Source organism: Paraburkholderia sp. HC6.4b, from assembly GCF_014200875.1.
Taxonomy (GTDB): Bacteria; Pseudomonadota; Gammaproteobacteria; order Burkholderiales; family Burkholderiaceae; genus Paraburkholderia; species Paraburkholderia tuberum.
The window spans coordinates 246,753-262,726 of record NZ_JACHDC010000011.1 but is presented as its reverse complement, the minus strand read 5'-3'; the positions used below and the strand labels follow the sequence as shown (position 1 = coordinate 262,726).

The following is a 15,974-nucleotide window of genomic DNA, read 5'->3' as shown; positions in this document are numbered from 1 at the left end:
ATTCGCCTCGAGCAGGCGATCGCTAAAGCGACTGCGGCGCGAGACGACGATAAAGGACAGTCTGTCTTGATGTTCATCGATCTCGACGGCTTCAAGTACGTCAATGACGCTTATGGGCATGCGGTGGGTGATGAACTGTTGCAGTGCTTCGCCAACGGTCTGCAGACACGCATTCGCCGCGGCGATACGGTTGCCCGCCTGGGAGGCGACGAGTTCGCGGTGCTCGCCCGCCACGTGCATGGCGACGCCGGCGCGCGCGCGATTGCCGACGGTATTCACGACATCCTTCATGGGCTTCGAGAGATCGGCGGTCATCCCGTCGCCGTATCGGCCAGCATTGGCGTGCGCATGCTCGGTACCAATAGCGCGGACGGACGTCTTGATGTACACGCCCTGATGCGCCAGGCCGATAGCGCGATGTATCGCGCCAAAGCGAACGGGACGGACAAAACCTCATTCTTCGATGAGACGGGTGCCGGCGCGTAAGCGGACAGGGTTCCCGGCGGTGCCCTGCTCGTGTTGGCGAGCGCATTTGATGCAGGTGCAGGGCCGCGGCCGCTCGTATCTGGGAGCATGTGCGCGTCGTCTCGCTGCGGAAGGCAGTTTCATTTCGCGGCTGGAGTTTGGCCCGGAGTGGGGCGAACTGAGACGGTCGCCATCCGGCCACGAACGGCCATACGCTCGAGCATTCGGACAGACACTCAAACGTCCGGTCCACTCAGATAGCGGACCTATGCCTGTCAGTCGAGCTCATTGCGTTACCTCACGGAAGCACACAACCAGGAACGGTCGCATGCCTTACGGACGGTGTGCTCAGTACACACCTGGTACGCCCGGTGGACGATTCTTGAAGCGTCGATGCACCCAGTAATATTGTTCTGGGCACCGATTGATCTGCGTTTCAAGAAATTCATTCAATCGGCGCGCGTCGATCGTCTCACTTTCTGAAGGAAAGTCGCTGAGCGGCTCGAAGATGGTCAGCTTATACCCGCGGTAGTCGGGCAATACTTCAGTCATGAATGGTACAACCCGCGCATGGGCCAGTCGAGCAAGGCGCGAAACCGAAGTGAGTGTGCACGCGGGGACGCCAAAAAACGGCACAAAAACGGAGTTGTGTATGCCGTGATCCATATCAGCAGCCAGCATGACTGGTTTGCCTGAACGAAGTAAGCCGACGATCTTTCTGGCGCTTGTCGAACGTTCAATCATCTCGGCGCCAAATCTGCCGCGTTGCCGCTTGGCTAGACTGCAAAGGCGCGCGTTCGACATGCGTGTATACAGTGAGGCGGCGGGCAGGCGCGTTGAGTAGAGTATGCAGCCGACCTCGATGCTCACGAAATGGAAGCCCAGAAAGATGGTCGGTGGAGCATTCCTGTCTTCCAGATCGATTCGACTTTCGATGTGGACCAGCTTCCGTATCCTTTGCGCGCTGCCATACCATTGAATCCCTCGTTCGAGATAGCTTCGAACGACGTGGCGAAAATGGTTTCTGGCAAGGTCGTCGTACTCGCACTCGCTCTTGCCCGGAAAACAGAGACGCAGATTGACGAGAGCGATATGTTTTCGGGAGCTGGGAAGTGCATATAACATTGCCCCAAGCGCGCTGCCGAACCTCGCGACGAGCGTATAGGGAAGGACTGCGAAGACGCGCAGCAGCACTACAATCAAGACATAGCCTAATCGCCCCAAGAACCTCCCCCGCTTGCGAGAATCACTCATCGCGACACGGAAAAATACGAATACTTACGGATGTATAACAAAATTCGAGATCCTGGTGGCATAGCATGGCGATGGCAGCAGAGAAGTATCGCACGTACTGCGTTGTGACGGGCTACCCAGGTGGACGCCAGGGGTTCTCGGTTCTCCCTGGCGAAAACGACTGCGTATGGGCGGCAAGCGCCTGCAGCGCGGATGCACCACCAGGCGGCCGTTCTACTTTGAAAGCCGCCGCCGAGTCCACATTGGGGCGAAGGGCAGATCCGGGTCGCGAGCCGCCGACCGCCGTCAGGCAGGAGTCGGCCCAAGAGCGGCCGCTCGGACGCACGTTGATGCAACCCCTGGAATGTCGGCGCCCGCCCAGACTCCACACCTTCCGTCCGCAATCCGGCCATGGTCTGGCGTCGCATGCCCCATCCATCGCCATAAGCATGGTGGCAACGTCTTCGAAGCTACCGACGCCGCTTCGCTCAAAACGCTTACGTCCACTGGAACAAGCCGGCCCTCTCGGCAAGAGCCGATCGGCGTCGAGGTTTTTTGTTTCGGCAAAGATCCAGGTGACGCGTCTCTCAGCGCCCAACCGGCCTGAATAAGCGATTCTTGTCGAGCGTGGCTGGATCGAGCGTATTCTCGCTGCCTTCCGCAGGCGACTCGGGGGCGGCGTCTTCCAGCGCCGGCCCGGTATAGCGGCCTCGTGGCCGTATGACCTTGCTCACCCGGAGTTGCTCAATGCAGTGCGCGAGCAAACCCACGCTCCGGGCTGTTGCGAACAACGCGAACGACGCATCGCGCGGCAACGCCAGTTGAGCCGTCAGGGCCGCAAGCGCAACGTCGATATTTGGCTTGAGCCCGGTCAGCTCAACCACCTTGTTGATGAACGACATGATCTCTTGAGGCGGATTCAGCACTTCGAGCACCGCGGCCGCCCTCGGATCGCCGTCCGGATACAGATGATGTCCAAACCCGGGGATTGGAATGGCCGACTGCAAGTGATGGGCAACCACGTGCTGCGCACCGAGTCTTCCGACGTCGTCGAACACGGCCCGCACGCGGCCTGACGCGTCGCCATGCAGTGGGCCGGAGAAAGTCGCGAGTCCCGTGAGCAGGCATCCGGGCAGCGACGCGCCGGTGGAGGCGGTAATCCTGGCGGCGAACGCGGAACTCGTAATCTCATGGTCGGCCACGAGGACTAAGGCACGGCGGATAAGTTCGGCGCCATCGCGGTCCTGGCCCCAACCAAGCGCGAGCCGCTCATGCGTCATTTGTGCGTTCGCGCCGCGTCGCGCACCAAACGCTTGTGCGATCAGCGCCACGAGCCGGCCGGCCTCGACATGCAGTGCGCTGTCCGTGCGTCCGAGGGTCGAGTGTCCACAGGCCGCGAGCGCTGCCAGCGATGTGAACGCGCATTGCCTGCCGCGCTCGTCGCCCTGTAGCGGCAACTCGCCGCTTTCGAAGGAAACGGGGGCGCGCGCGCTCCAGAGAATGGCCGCCACGTCTTCAAGCGTCGCCGCGTCCGAAAGCCGGATGCTATCCCGCCCCCGGTAGTAGGGCCGGCCTTTTGAGAAGGTGGTAATGCTGCTGTAAATGCAGGGTTCCGCACCGAATATGGTCCCGGCGGCAAGCGCTTCGCGCTTGCGTCCCACCTGCTTTTTTCGGCACAGACCGGCGACGTCCTCCGCGCGATAGAGGCTCTTGCGTGGGTCGAGCGGATCCGGCATGACGGCGATGGTACCTCGACTTACATACGCATAGACAGTCTGCGCCTGCACTCCGAGTTGTCGAGCCGCTTCAGTCAGAGTGATCCAGTTTCGCATGGGATGGCAAGCAAGGTGATGCAGCGCAACGGGGCAACGGGGGAGTGACGACGCAGATCGCGCCTTGCACTCGAGCACGACCGATCCAGCGCCAATATTGACGTTTTTTCAGGTAAAAGTCATCTCGGCGGGTCGCCGCTCCAGTATCTCAACGAGAATGTCACCGGGCGAGCGCACGAAGCAGGCTCTGACGCCGGGGCGAACCTGCTTGATCGGTTCGACGATTTCCGCGTCGCAGAGCAACAGATGCACGAACGCCGCGTCGATATCGTCCACGACCACGCCGAAATGATCTATGCCCTGCTGCCGCTCGCAGCGAGGGTGGCCGGCTTGGACGCTCGCCAGCGAGGTGATGAAAAGGTTGATGCTGCCGATGCGCAAATCCACTCGCCCAGGACGACGCACGATCTCGGCGTTCAGGCAGCGCGCAAACCATGCCGCAGTGGCTTCGGCGTCCGCCGAGCACAGTTGCAGATGATCCCACTTGAATTCAATCATCCGATTTCACCGTATAGTTGAAAGCATCACAGTTCGATGCGGGAAAGCTTGCCCAGCAGCACGGAATACGAAAACGTTCCGAGCAGGCAGATCGCGCCCATCAGGTTGAGGGCCCAGTAGAAGTGGCCGGTGTGCTGGGTGATGTAGCCGATCATGAGCGGCGTGGTGACGGCCGCGATGTTGGCCGCGAGGCTCGTGATGCTGCTGGTCAGTCCCACGTACTGTCGAGGCGCGATTTCGGAAACGGCGGCCCACGACATCGACCCGACGCCCTGCGCGAAGAACGCGATCGTCAGGATGGCGATCACCAGCTCGTTCGACTCGACGAAATTGACAAGCACGATAGACGCGCCGAGCATCGTGCCGATGATGAGCGGAGCCTTGCGCGCTGTCGAAAGCGCCACTCCGCGCCGAATAAAAAAGTCCGAAAGGGAGCCGGCCGCGAGAATGCCGACCGTGGCGCCGATAAAAGGCAGTGCCTGGAAGATCCCAACCTTGATCATCGACATGTGACGCGCTTCGATCAGATAGGTCATGAACCACGTGGTGAAGAAGACCAGCAGCGTGTTGTTACAGAACTTTCCGAGACAGATGGCGAGGACCTGACGGTAGGTGAGTAGCTTAAGCGCCATGCGCCAGTCGAACTTCTCGCGGGGCTTGCGCGTCGCCGCGGCACCTTCATTGATGTATTGCAGCTCGGTGGCATTCACGCGCGGGTGCTGATGCGGATCGCGGTAAACCCGGTACCAGAGCAGACTGAACAGAATGCCGAAGCCACCGGTCACATAAAAGACCGTCCGCCAACCATACGCGGCGGAGATCCACAGCAACAATCCGGTGAACAAGGGCGTCCCGATGTATTGCCCCATTACGTAGACGCTGGTCGCGAAGCCGCGTTCCCGGGCGGGAAACCACAAGGTCACGGCGCGTGCGTTTGAAGGGAAGGCCGGCGCCTCCAGTGCGCCGATGGCGAGCCGCGACCCGAGCAGCATCTGATAGCCGGTCGCGAAACCCTGCGACAGCGTGGCGAACGACCAACCGACCAGAGACAGCGCATAGGCGAGGCGTGAGCCGAGAATGTCGGTCAGCACCCCGCCGGGCACCAGCGCAATGGAATAGGCAAGACCAAATGCCGCAAACAGCTCGCCCATCTGCATCTTGTTGAGCGCCAGCCCCTTCGAGAGGCCCGGCGCAACGATGCCCAGCGCCGACCGGTCCACGTAATTCAGAATGGTGGCCATGAGCAACATCGAGAGCACGACTTAGCGGACTCTGGAGCGATTCGTGGTATCCGCGTAAGCCGGGGTTCCCACCGGCAATGTTTGTTCCTCTGCGATTTTCATCGGTGTCTCCGTAACATTAGCCTGTTGTTTTTTTAGTTGGCTTAAGGGCGATTTATCCGCGGCCGACGAACGGCATGGCGGTCGCCATGATGGTCATGTTGAGAACATTGGCTTCGAGCGGAAGACTGGCCATGTGCACGACTGCATTCGCCACGTGCGTCACATCCATTCTTGCTTCGGGTGCCAGGCGTCCGTCCGCTTGCAGTACGCCGTGGTTCATCCGTTCAGTGAGCGATGTGGCGGCGTTGCCGATGTCGATCTGGCTGCAGGCGATGTTGAATGCGCGTCCGTCCAGCGCGATCGATCTGGTGATGCCAGTCACAGCATGTTTTGTTGCCGTATAGGCAATGGTGTGCGGCCTTGGCGAGTGGGCGGAGATCGATCCGTTGTTGATGATTCGTCCGCCTTGCGGGGACTGTGCCTTCATCAAACGATAAGCGGCGCGAGCGCAGAGGAAAACGCCGGTCAGATTGGTGGCCACGACGTCGTTCCAGAAGTCGACTTCGTAGTCTTCCAGAGGGACAGCCCCAGCATTGCGCCCCGCGTTGTTGAACAGCACGTCGAGCCGACCGAATGCCTCGGCAATTCCCGAAAACGCGTGCTCGACCGATGCTGCGTCGCCAACGTCGGCCTGGAATACATCCGCTTCTCCCCCCGCCCTGCCGATTGCTTCCTTTGTTTCCAGCAGCGGCTCGGCTCTGCGCCCGATCAGCGCGACGGCGAATCCTGCGTTAGCAAATGCGACGGCGGCGGTTCGGCCGATGCCGGAGCCGGCGCCCGTCACGGCTGCGAACTTCTTCGATGCAGACATTTCCTTTCCTCTCGTCAAGTCAATTGGACATGGGAAACAGAGTTGCATTCGCATCAGGGGTTGAGCAATCTTGATTCATTGAATCAACATCCGCGGGCCTTGCGGATGGGGGTCGCATCAGGGTTTTCCTGATGCGCGTGTGGCCGCAAGCAAGATTGAAGAGGGACAAGACGGAAACAGATCGCAACGCGCAGGCGCCGCGAACAACAAAAGGGGCGAGTCATCACCGAGGAGTTGATTCATCCAATCAACATTGACGGCCCGGTCAGCGATTTCGTAGTCTCTCGACGTCTGCCTACCAAAGGAAAAACCATGTCGGAAGATAAACGCACCAGCCTGTTGATTGCGCGAACGGTTCCCACCGCCGTGGCTAATCGCGCTGCGGCCGAATTCCATGCCTTCGTGACCGAGTCCGATATGAATTCGTGGTCTGTCGTCGACTTCTGCAAGAAGCACGACGTGCCGGCCGTACTCATCGGGAAAAAATCCGGCCTGCAAGCGGAACACATTGCCGCGCTGCCTTCGACGGTCAAGATTATTGCGAACGCGAGCGCGGGCTTCGATCACATGGACGTAGCGGCGGCCCGTGAAAAGGGAATCGTCGTGACGAACGCGCCCGATGCGTTGACCGAGTGCACAGCCGATTTTTCCATGCTGCTCTTGCTGGCTGCGTGCCGTCGCGCGTCAGAATACGAACGGATCATGCGCAACGGATGGGGCAAATCGTTCGGCATGACCGAGATGCTGGGTATGCGAGTGAATGGCAAGACGCTCGGCATCGTCGGATTTGGGCGTATTGGACGGGCGGTCGCTAAGCGTGCGCAGGGATTCGGCATGCGCGTGATCTACACGGACATGCACCGTGCGGCCCCGTCGCTGGAAAATGGCGCGACCTTCTATGCCACTCTCGACGAAATGCTGCCGCACTGCCAGGTCCTCACGCTGCACGTGCCGGGTGGAAGCGTCCCGCTCATGACGAAAAGAGAGTTTGGACTCCTTCCCGCAGGCGCGATTTTTGTTAACGCGGCGCGTGGCGGCCTGGTGGACGAAGATGCGCTTTATGACGCCCTGACGTCGGGTCATCTGTTCAGCGCGGCTCTGGATGTGTACCGGAACGAGCCCAACGTCGACAAGCGGTTTGCTGAGCTCGACAACGTGTTCCTGACGCCCCATATGGCCAGCGCGACGATCGAGACCCGCGACCAGATGGGCTTTACGGCGCTGGACAATATCGCCGCCGTGCTGGAAGGACGGCCCGCCTCGAATCCTGTCTAAGGCTCGCCCTCATCGGGACAGTAACGTTGCGACGCCGGCTGACCAGCCGTCTCCCGATAAACATCGACCGGTTGAATCCGCCACCGCAAGCAGCCGTTGGTTTCGCACCGGGCCGAAGGGCGGCAGTGGGTCGTCAGTACGCGCTGGCGGATTTGAGAGTCGCCGCTCCGGAGCCGCCTCGGGCGAGCGCTACGGTGTGCCCGGCAACGAAGCGGTGCTCAACGCGTTCTTGCGCTACCACCATACGCAGGGGCTTTCCGAACGGATAATGACTATCGACGAACTGTTCGCGCCTTCCACCACGGCGCAGTTCGTTATCTGACGCCATTCGCGGAGCGGCGAAAATCTCTTCCTCTGGCCCGAGACAGGTTTCTCCATGCGCGCCAACCATGCTTCGCCTACGCAAACTGGCATGCCCGTGCTCCAGACGACGGGCCATATCTCCTCGTTCGGCAACGACGCGATTGCATTGCGCTGGACGAACGAGGACAAACGTCTCGCCGGTTTCTCGCTGATCGATTGCGAGCGCAAACGCACGTTGCGCATCGTCGCGCCGTTCACGCTCACGCTCGCTGACGGAACCACCATCGGCCTGGCCGAGCTGAGGGTCGTTGCGCCCGTGAGCGACGCTGCGCTCGAACCCAACCCTCATGCGTCCCGCTTGTGCGAACGAATCGCAGGGCGACGCGCGAGCGTCTCCCTGGTAGATACACATAGACGCCTAAAGGTGCAATGGAGCGTGGAGCAGCGCGAAGGGTCACGATATCTGCGCGTCCAGCTGGCGATTACCGCGCTTCTTCAGGACGAAGCAATTGCTGCCGTGTCGTTGCTGAAGACGCGCGCTCCAGGCGCCAGGGCCAGTAGTGAGCGCAAGGGCACGCCGGTCATTGCGGGCAACTTCTATCTGGGCTTCGAGCACCCGCTGGCGACAAGTCAGGTGAAGGGCGACAGCCTCAGCTTTATGCTGCATCGCGCGTTGCCGCTGGAGAAAAACAGGACGCTGGTCTACTCCGCTGTGGCAGGTGTAGCCAGCGACGGCCAGGTTCGGCGCGACTTCGGCATCTATCTGGAGCGGGAACGGGCTCGCCCGTATCGCCCGTTTCTGCACTACAACAGTTGGGGCGACATCGGCTACCTCACGCCGTACACGCAGGAGCAGGCCCTCGAACGCATCGCAACAATCGGCCACGAGTTGCACACAGCGCGCGGGGTGCAGATCGATTCGCTTCTGTTCGACGATGGCTGGGACGACCTTGGCGGCGGCTGGCAATTCAGCAAGGCATTTCCACATGGCTTCGTTCCGCTGCGCGACGCTGCCGCGCGATTCGGTGCCGCTCCCGGCATATGGCTTTCCCCGTGGGGCGGCTACGGTATGCCGAAACAGGAACGCGTGACGCGAGGACGTGCCGCTGGTTATGAGGTCATCGACAACGGTCTCGCATTATCGGGGCCGACGTATTACCGGCGCTTTCATGAAGTCGTGATGGACTTGCTCGACAAGGGCGGCGTCAACCATTTGAAGTTCGACGGCACAGGCAATGCCGACAGGGTGTTCCCCGGCAGCCTGTTCGACAGCGATTGGGACGCGGCGATTCAACTGATCGAGGACATCCGCGCGGCCAAGCCCGAAATTTTCATTAATCTCACCACAGGTACGCATCCGTCGCCGTTCTGGCTGCGCCACGTCGACTCCATCTGGCGCGGCGGCAGCGACGATGGCCTGGCGGGCAGCGGCACGAACCGCGAGCGCTGGATCACATACCGGGACACGCAGACGTATCACAACGTCGTGGAGCACAGTCCGCTCTTTCCACTCAATTCGCTGATGCTGCACGGCATCCTCTACGCGCAGTGCAATCCACGCCTCAATGCGTCGGCGGGCGACGCATTCTCCAACGAAGTGTGGTCGTACTTCGGGACCGGCACGCAATTGCAGGAGCTCTACATTACGCCGGCGCTGCTGGGCGAGCACGACTGGGATGTGCTTGCGCGCGCCGCCCAATGGGCGCGCGAAAACGGCGACGTACTTCGCGACAGTCATTGGATCGGCGGAGCGCCGGACGAACAGGCGGCCTACGGTTGGGCAGCGTGGGCGCCGCACAAGGCGATCGTGACGCTGCGCAATCCTCACAGTCGCACGCAACGCTTCACACTCGAGCTGCGGCGCCAACTGGAACTGCCGGATAACGCGGTGGCACGATTCGAATCGCGCAGCCTTGGACGTGCGGGGGATTCCGGTATTCCTGCTCAACTGGACGCTGATCTGTCGCAAGCAGTGCAATTGGCGCCGTTCGAAGTGCTTACGCTCGAACTGCTGCCGGTTGCCGCCGCGAAGCGGTGAAGGGGGGACGATACGTAGGCGCTAGCACAACCTGTCGGCCAGTTGAATCGGCTTTGCCTCGATCTGATGGAGGTCGAAGACCAGCACCTCGTTGTTACCTTGCACGAGCCACGGCGCGGGACAATACAGGCGCCTTTGCGGGCCGATGTTCCAGTAGCGTCCGAGATTGTGGCCATTGACCCAGACGATACCCTTGGTCCAGTTGCTCATGTCGAGCCAGGTGTCGCCGACTTCAGTCAGGAGCACGCTCGCCTTATAAAAGAGACCGGGTTTCCGTGGGTTCGTGCAGTCTTCGTTGAGGTTGGCGATAAACGTTTCATCCATCGGCAGCAGGTAGATGTCCCATTCCTCGAGCAACGCGAGCGAGCCGTCGACGTGTTTCATCGTGACCGGCTCGAGCAGACCTTTACGGTCAACGATCGCGGGTCCGAAGTTGACGCGCCCCATGGCCTCGACGAGTATCTCCAGCGCGACCTGGCCGTCCGGGTTCGACCCGTGGTTGTGCCGCGCCGAAGGCAGGGCAAGCGGCGCGCGATGCATCATGTGGAGCGACTGCGCGTACTCCTGCGGCAGTTGCGCTCTCGATACGCCGCCCGCGTACCGTTCACCAAGGAAAACCGTTGCGTAGTCGTGAACGGCGCTGATATCCAGCACACCGCGCGCGTGCTCCGGCAAAGACTTGCGATACAGCACGAAGCCAAACGCCTGACCGTAGCGTTCAAACGACTGCGGCTCGACGCCATGCTCGCGTGGCAGTGCCGCGGGCAGGTTGTCCCAGATCGAGGCGTAGAGCGTTGGCATCAAGGCCTCAGCGCCTGCGCAGTCAAGCGTGGCGATGACCTCGGGTATGGCTGGCAAGGGTTCGGGCAGATAGCTGGCGATCAGGTCTCGATACTTCATGTACTTCGGCGTCGCCATGCCTTGCTCGCTGATCGGCGCGCAGTAGTCGTAGCTCGTGATGTCGGGCTGATAGTTGCCTGAAGCGTCCACGTTCGCGCCGGCAAAAAAGCCAAAGCTCGTGCCGCCGTGAATGACATACAGGTTGAACGATAGTCGCGCCTGCATGAACGTGGCCAAGGTACTGGAGAGGTCGTAGTCCACGCCCGCGAACCCCGCTTCGCCCCAATGCGTGAGCCACCCTGGGTACACCTCGCCAGCCATCGCGGGCACCGAGGGGAATTCGCGGCGCACGGTTGCGATCTGCGCTGCGTCGCCGTTGCTCAGCGCGATCGCGCCGCCCGTTACCGTGGTGCGATTGCGTTCGAGTTGCGGGAGACCGTCTTCGGTGTAGAACGGCCCGGTTATGCCTCCTGCTAGCCAAAGCTGCCTGAGCTCTTCGAGGTAAGCCGGATTGCTCGCATACGAACCGAATTCGTTCTCGATCTGGATCATCAGGATCGGTCCGCCGTGCTCGCTCATCAATGGCTTGATATGCGGAACCAGTTCGTCGATATAGCGAGCCACCGCCGCCATGTAGCGAGGATCGGTGGCCGAGTCGGTCCGCAACTGGATGTGCGGATCGCGCAACAGCCAGGAAGGGAGGCCGCCCAGATCCCACTCCGCGCACACGTAAGGCCCGGGGCGCAACAGCACCCACAACTGCTCGGCTTGGCACAGGCGGATGAAGGCCTCGATATCGCGATTCCCGCTGCGGAAGTCGAACACGCCTCTATGCGTCTCGTGGTAATTCCACATGATGTACAACGCGATGCAGTTCATCCCCATCGCCCTTGCCATGCGGATCCGGTGTCGCCAATACTCGCGCGGGATGCGGGCTGGATGCATCTCGCCGCTGCGAATCTGGAACGGCAGGCCGTCGAGCAGGAAATGTTCGCCGTCGGGGCTAAAAGAGAAGGTATGGCTGCGTTCGAGGTTCACGATGGGCGTTGTCAAGTTGACGAATGCAGGCTACCTGTAAATCGGCTGCACCTGCGAGAACGGTAGAACGCAGTTCCTTAGCGATCAACAGCTTGCGAACTTTTTCGGTCCGCGGCGGCGCCGTGCCTCGCACGGACCAAAGGTGTCAACCGGTGGATGCGATCGCTCGATGGAATCGTTCAGCTGGCGTGCGTATTGCCGGTGCGTGAACTATTCTGAAAAGACCGCAATTGTTCATTCCTTTTCAGGTATTCGACAGGAGGTGTGCCATGTCGATGTCGCCAACCTTGCAGGACTGCCTGCGCAGCAAGGGTTCCCGCTACGAAGTCGTGCGTCACCCATACAGCCACTCGAGTATCGAAACGGCTGCTGCGGCGCACATTCCGGGCGACCGCCTCGCCAAGACCGTGCTCCTCGAAGACGAACACGGCTACGTGGCCGCCGTGCTGCCGTCAACTTACGCCGTGCAGCTCTCCGAACTCTGGAGCAAGACAGGGCGCCGGCTCGCCCTGGCCACGGAAGTCGAACTACGCGAATTATTCAAGGACTGCGATGTGGGTGCGCTGCCGCCAATTTGTATGGCGTATGGCATGAAAACCTACCTGGAATCCAGCCTGGCAGGCCAGCCCGACGTCTACTTCGAGGCGGGCGATCACGAAGAACTGATTCATATGGAAGCGGATCAGTTCCTCATGCTGATGGACGATGCGGAGCGCGCCCATTTCGCCCGGCGGATGCGAGGGTTGAGCGGGCGGGCCTGACCCACCTGGCCCGCCCGTGCGCTGGCCGCGATAATTTGACCGCCTTTTGCTTCATTTGTCAGGGGGTAACTAATCAGCGGAAGCTAGAATTTTTTTCCAACTTCCGCTTGATTAGTCACGCGTCATTGCGCCAGTTGCCAGCGCAGCACCGGATGCGTCGCGCCGGCAGGCATCGCCCACACCCCCGTCGGACTGAAGTCATAACCCACGAATGATGCCGGTGTGCTCATCTGCGCGGTGGTCAGCCCGTTCACCGCGGGAATCGGCGTGCCGTACACGACGCCGGCTGTGGCGGTCGTGGTGTCGGTGTCCCAGTACACATCGTTCCCGATCGTGCCGGTATTGGCCCGCGCGATGCCGATCGGCTGATAGGACGGCTGAGTCACGAGACCGGTTGCGAATCTCCCCACGACCCATTCCGATATCATTTCGCAAGGATGCGCGGCATTTGCCGTTATCACGTATGTAGTCTCTAACCTTTTCCCCGTTGCAGCGGGGACGCGCTCTGAAGTCAGCGATGAAAGTCGATCTAGCCACGCTTTACCTTCTTGTGATCGGAACCTTGTTTGCCAGTTCCGCCATGATGTATTGGGAACACCTGTCCCATCCCAAGCGCGGCAAGGAATTGCGAATGCTGGCGGCCGGCTATGCGACCCTCGGAATCGGTTGCGCGGCGGCTGCATTTCGGGTTCAACTGCTCGGTGCAGTTGGCCCCGCAGTGAGTAATCTCGTGATTCTCACCGGCTATCTGCTCGTCCTGGACGGTGTGGCAATGTTCAACGGCCGGCGATATCTCGCGAGCTCGATCGGGTTGCTTCTGCTGATGGGGCTCACGTGGGCCGTGGCTGGCGTGCGTTGGCAGGCTGCCGTCTGGATGTACGTCAGCGCCATCCCGATCGCGCTGGCTTCCGCCATGACGTCGCTCGAACTGCTGCGAGGCGACGGCATGCCGGCGGTTCAATCCCGGCGCGTCGCCGTGGCGGTAACGGGCATCCACGCGCTGTTTTACGTCGCCCGGGCTTTCGTGCTGCCATGGCTGGTGCCGATCTTCGGGCCGCGCGTGCTGGCTGTCTCCAGCGAAATCACGATGTACGAAGGGGTTCTCTACTCGGTCATTTTGCCGATGACCTTGCTCCGGCTGACCCGGGAAGAAATTCATGGTGAGCTTTTGCAGGAGTCCCGCACGGATTACCTGACTCGCCTCGGGAATCGAAAGTTGTTTTTCGAAGAGGGGGAGCGGGTTATCAGCGACCACGGCATAAATCGACTACCCGTCACACTTCTTGCGTTCGACCTCGATCACTTCAAGAGAATCAACGACCACTTTGGGCATAAGACCGGCGACGAGGTTTTGAGGTCATTCGCGGAAACCGTTCGAGCCGTGACGGGTACGGACGCGATTCTTGCACGCATCGGCGGCGAAGAATTTGCCGCCCTGCTGCCGGGCTACGACAGCGACCGCGCAAAAAAGCTAGGCGAGAACGTTCTCAGCCGGTTCGCCGCAATGTCCCATGGCGCCGACGGCGACCGGATTCACGCCACCGTCAGCATTGGACTCGCCGAGTCAAGTCGCGAAACGGCTTCCCTCACCGACCTGCTCTCAGCCGCCGACCAGGCGTTGTATCGAGCCAAGTCGCTGGGCGGCAATCGGCTTGAACAGACGCCAACGACCGCGCTCGCCGCCGCCAGCTGATCTTCGAGTGGCAATCGGATTTAAGCTCCCGCCAGCTAGAGTGTGGGGAAGTTTCCGGTCCCGCTCGAAACACTGAATTCGTTTGCCAGCACGGCTCCGTCGATTTTCCGCATGGCCGAGGAGCCACGCGGATTTTCGTCCGAGCGCGATTGCGCACGCAGGTACGACACATGGATGCTCACGAACCCGACACGCGGCCGACCCAGCCCGTAACCCGCCCTGTCCTTGTCTGGGACGCGCCGGTGCGGTTGTTTCACTGGCTGGTGGTCGTGCTGGTCACGGCCGCGTATGTCACGTTGAAGCTGAACTGGATCGACTGGCACGTGCGCGTCGGCGAGACGCTGCTCGCCCTTGTTATTTTCCGGCTGCTGTGGGGCTGCTTTGGCAGTGAGACCGCCCGCTTTCGCAGTTTCGTGGCATCACCCGCGGCTGCGCTTCGTCATTTGCGCCGCCTGTTTCATCGCGAGCCCGATGTGCAGGTAGGCCACAATGCGGCCGGCGGCTGGATGGTTCTATTTTTGCTCGTCTTGCTGCTGACCGAGACGCTGAGCGGGCTCTACGTCAACAACGACATCGCCGACGAAGGGCCGTTTAGCGAACTGGTGCCCGTGTGGCTCGCCAACGCAATCTCGGCGTTGCACGGCCTTGTCTGGTACGTGCTGCTCGCCGCGGTGGTACTGCACGTGCTCGTGATCGCCCTCTACGCGGTAGTGAAGGGACACAATCTGCTGCGCCCGATGCTGACCGGCTACAAACTGCTGCCCTCGTCCGTGGACGCGCCGCGGCAGGCGCCAGCGCTGCTGGCGCTGCTGCCATTCGGCGTCGGCGTTGCCGTGGTGATGCTGCTCGCGGCTTATCTGTGAGCCTGCCGCAAACCCGCTCTCCGGGCGCGGCTACCGTGCCTGCTTCAGCTGCCCTTCGGCGGCTTCACCTGGCCGCGAATTTCGCCATTCGGATTGTTCTTCGTGTGAACGTTGATGTACATGTCACCGGCTTCGAACATCTTGGCGTCGTCCGGAGATAGCGTGGCCTGACCGGTGATCGGGCTCGTCACCTCCATGTTGCCCTTCTGCGACAACCAGACTTTTATGCCAGCGTTTTTACCTGCCGGGGCAGGTCCGTGGAAATGCGCCATCGTGGTCGGACTCGTCAATCCGCTGAAGCTGATGTTCCAGGTGACGACCCGCGTGCTGGGGTCGTACGTGAGCTTGGCGGTGCCGCTGCCAGGCGTCTGCACCGGCGGAACCTGTTGGGCGCCCGTCAAAGGCACCTCGAACGAGACGGGCGCCGCGTGCGCCAAGGTCAGCGTACCCGCCAAGGCCAAACCACAGAACACCATGAAAGCGCGCCGCGTGATGGATCGTGACATCTGGTTTTCTCCTGTTGGGTTTGCCCTTGGTGAGCGGGCGATTATTGAAGACTGCAGAAGACCTCGTCGGCGTTGTTGGCAGCCAAACAAGTGAGTCAAGCATAGACGCAAGCAGGCCGTAACGCGAAGGTTGCATGAGGCCGAAATCCGGCTATGTCTGGCGACCGCCCCCTTACGTCGACGCCAGATGAGTCTGTCCAGCGATTCGAAAGGAAATCGTCGGGCGAAAATCGTTGAAATTTGATCTGGCGCGAAAAATTCTTCCGGTACGAGATGCGCTTCGTGCGGAGGCAGCGGATGTAACTGGCGCGACCTGGTGTTGCGCCAGGAGCCTTTCGGTGACGGCGATACCGTTGCCTCGGCGATGGCGAGAGCCGATACAGCGCTCTATGCCGCGAAAGCCAACGGCAGAAACTGCGTGATGCTGGCGGGGTCGTCGCAGCGTGCCGATGACATCGTCTCCAGTTTTCCGGCT

General features: G+C 61.0%; 15 protein-coding genes. 7 read left to right on the top strand and 8 right to left on the bottom strand.

All coding sequences use genetic code 11. The annotated features are described in order from the left end of the window. Window positions 1-486 (top strand): GGDEF domain-containing protein (locus HDG34_RS18900; RefSeq protein WP_184061670.1); only part of this gene is annotated, 486 nt, incomplete at its 5' end. A gap of 327 nt (window positions 487-813) precedes the next feature. On the opposite strand, the gene HDG34_RS18895 is transcribed toward HDG34_RS18900, so the two are convergent. From HDG34_RS18895 to HDG34_RS18875, 5 genes are all read right to left on the bottom strand, one after another. Then, window positions 814-1,719, bottom strand: coding sequence for a lipid A biosynthesis lauroyl acyltransferase (locus tag HDG34_RS18895; protein WP_184061669.1), 906 nt, complete (start codon window positions 1,717-1,719; stop codon window positions 814-816). Between the two features lie 566 nt (window positions 1,720-2,285). Continuing rightward, entirely contained in the window at window positions 2,286-3,530 is a 1,245-nt protein-coding gene (locus HDG34_RS18890; RefSeq protein WP_184061668.1) for a citrate synthase, read from the bottom strand. Between the two features lie 108 nt (window positions 3,531-3,638). Further along, window positions 3,639-4,028 (bottom strand): VOC family protein, encoded by a 390-nt coding sequence (locus HDG34_RS18885; RefSeq protein ID WP_184061667.1) that lies wholly within the window; start codon window positions 4,026-4,028, stop codon window positions 3,639-3,641. Between the two features lie 26 nt (window positions 4,029-4,054). Next, window positions 4,055-5,278: an MFS transporter gene (locus tag HDG34_RS18880; protein WP_260321216.1), complete on the bottom strand. Its 1,224-nt coding sequence runs from the start codon at window positions 5,276-5,278 to the stop codon at window positions 4,055-4,057. 145 nt (window positions 5,279-5,423) lie between these two features. After that, window positions 5,424-6,182: an SDR family oxidoreductase gene (locus HDG34_RS18875; RefSeq protein WP_184061666.1), complete on the bottom strand. Its 759-nt coding sequence runs from the start codon at window positions 6,180-6,182 to the stop codon at window positions 5,424-5,426. 312 nt (window positions 6,183-6,494) lie between these two features. Between HDG34_RS18875 and HDG34_RS18870 the strand changes: the two genes are divergently transcribed. The 3 genes from HDG34_RS18870 (at window position 6,495) to HDG34_RS18860 (ending at window position 9,798) form a co-directional block, all read left to right on the top strand. Further along, a complete protein-coding gene (locus HDG34_RS18870) occupies window positions 6,495-7,457 on the top strand; it encodes a D-glycerate dehydrogenase (RefSeq protein ID WP_184061665.1) in 963 nt (320 codons plus the stop codon). A gap of 196 nt (window positions 7,458-7,653) precedes the next feature. Beyond that, window positions 7,654-7,779, top strand: a complete 126-nt coding sequence (locus HDG34_RS18865) for a hypothetical protein (RefSeq protein ID WP_260321215.1) — start codon at window positions 7,654-7,656, stop codon at window positions 7,777-7,779. A gap of 54 nt (window positions 7,780-7,833) precedes the next feature. Next, window positions 7,834-9,798, top strand: a complete 1,965-nt coding sequence (locus tag HDG34_RS18860; RefSeq protein ID WP_184061664.1) for an enterotoxin — start codon at window positions 7,834-7,836, stop codon at window positions 9,796-9,798. A 21-nt stretch (window positions 9,799-9,819) separates the two neighbouring features. Here the strand turns inward: HDG34_RS18860 and HDG34_RS18855 are convergent, their stop codons facing one another. Continuing rightward, window positions 9,820-11,691 (bottom strand): beta-galactosidase, encoded by a 1,872-nt coding sequence (locus HDG34_RS18855; RefSeq protein WP_184061663.1) that lies wholly within the window; start codon window positions 11,689-11,691, stop codon window positions 9,820-9,822. Between the two features lie 254 nt (window positions 11,692-11,945). On the opposite strand from HDG34_RS18855, the gene HDG34_RS18850 reads away from it, so the two are divergent. Then, the gene (locus HDG34_RS18850; protein WP_090807449.1) at window positions 11,946-12,437 is read left to right on the top strand and encodes an aminoacyl-tRNA deacylase; all 492 of its coding nucleotides are present in this window, start codon (window positions 11,946-11,948) and stop codon (window positions 12,435-12,437) included. Window positions 12,438-12,559: 122 nt separating this feature from the next. On the opposite strand, the gene HDG34_RS18845 is transcribed toward HDG34_RS18850, so the two are convergent. Continuing rightward, on the bottom strand, window positions 12,560-12,847 hold the full coding sequence (locus HDG34_RS18845; RefSeq protein ID WP_311734783.1) for a hypothetical protein: 288 nt from the start codon (window positions 12,845-12,847) through the stop codon (window positions 12,560-12,562). A gap of 107 nt (window positions 12,848-12,954) precedes the next feature. Between HDG34_RS18845 and HDG34_RS18840 the strand changes: the two genes are divergently transcribed. Both HDG34_RS18840 and HDG34_RS18835 read left to right on the top strand, forming a co-directional pair. After that, complete coding sequence (locus HDG34_RS18840) at window positions 12,955-14,130, top strand: diguanylate cyclase (protein ID WP_184061662.1); 1,176 nt, start codon at window positions 12,955-12,957, stop codon at window positions 14,128-14,130. 170 nt (window positions 14,131-14,300) lie between these two features. Beyond that, window positions 14,301-14,993 (top strand): cytochrome b/b6 domain-containing protein, encoded by a 693-nt coding sequence (locus HDG34_RS18835; protein WP_184061661.1) that lies wholly within the window; start codon window positions 14,301-14,303, stop codon window positions 14,991-14,993. Window positions 14,994-15,037: 44 nt separating this feature from the next. Here HDG34_RS18835 and HDG34_RS18830 read toward each other — a convergent pair whose 3' ends face one another. Then, on the bottom strand, window positions 15,038-15,499 hold the full coding sequence (locus HDG34_RS18830) for a CHRD domain-containing protein (RefSeq protein WP_184061660.1): 462 nt from the start codon (window positions 15,497-15,499) through the stop codon (window positions 15,038-15,040). Between the last annotated feature and the right edge of the window lie 475 nt (window positions 15,500-15,974).

Coding starts and splice junctions, on each gene's coding strand:
- HDG34_RS18895 (WP_184061669.1), bottom strand. CDS start 1,719: ATGAGTGATTCTCGCAAGCGGGGGAGGTTCTTGGGGCGATTAGGCTAT.
- HDG34_RS18890 (WP_184061668.1), bottom strand. CDS start 3,530: ATGCGAAACTGGATCACTCTGACTGAAGCGGCTCGACAACTCGGAGTG.
- HDG34_RS18885 (WP_184061667.1), bottom strand. CDS start 4,028: ATGATTGAATTCAAGTGGGATCATCTGCAACTGTGCTCGGCGGACGCC.
- HDG34_RS18880 (WP_260321216.1), bottom strand. CDS start 5,278: ATGTTGCTCATGGCCACCATTCTGAATTACGTGGACCGGTCGGCGCTG.
- HDG34_RS18875 (WP_184061666.1), bottom strand. CDS start 6,182: ATGTCTGCATCGAAGAAGTTCGCAGCCGTGACGGGCGCCGGCTCCGGC.
- HDG34_RS18870 (WP_184061665.1), top strand. CDS start 6,495: ATGTCGGAAGATAAACGCACCAGCCTGTTGATTGCGCGAACGGTTCCC.
- HDG34_RS18860 (WP_184061664.1), top strand. CDS start 7,834: ATGCGCGCCAACCATGCTTCGCCTACGCAAACTGGCATGCCCGTGCTC.
- HDG34_RS18850 (WP_090807449.1), top strand. CDS start 11,946: ATGTCGATGTCGCCAACCTTGCAGGACTGCCTGCGCAGCAAGGGTTCC.
- HDG34_RS18840 (WP_184061662.1), top strand. CDS start 12,955: ATGAAAGTCGATCTAGCCACGCTTTACCTTCTTGTGATCGGAACCTTG.
- HDG34_RS18835 (WP_184061661.1), top strand. CDS start 14,301: ATGGATGCTCACGAACCCGACACGCGGCCGACCCAGCCCGTAACCCGC.
- HDG34_RS18830 (WP_184061660.1), bottom strand. CDS start 15,499: ATGTCACGATCCATCACGCGGCGCGCTTTCATGGTGTTCTGTGGTTTG.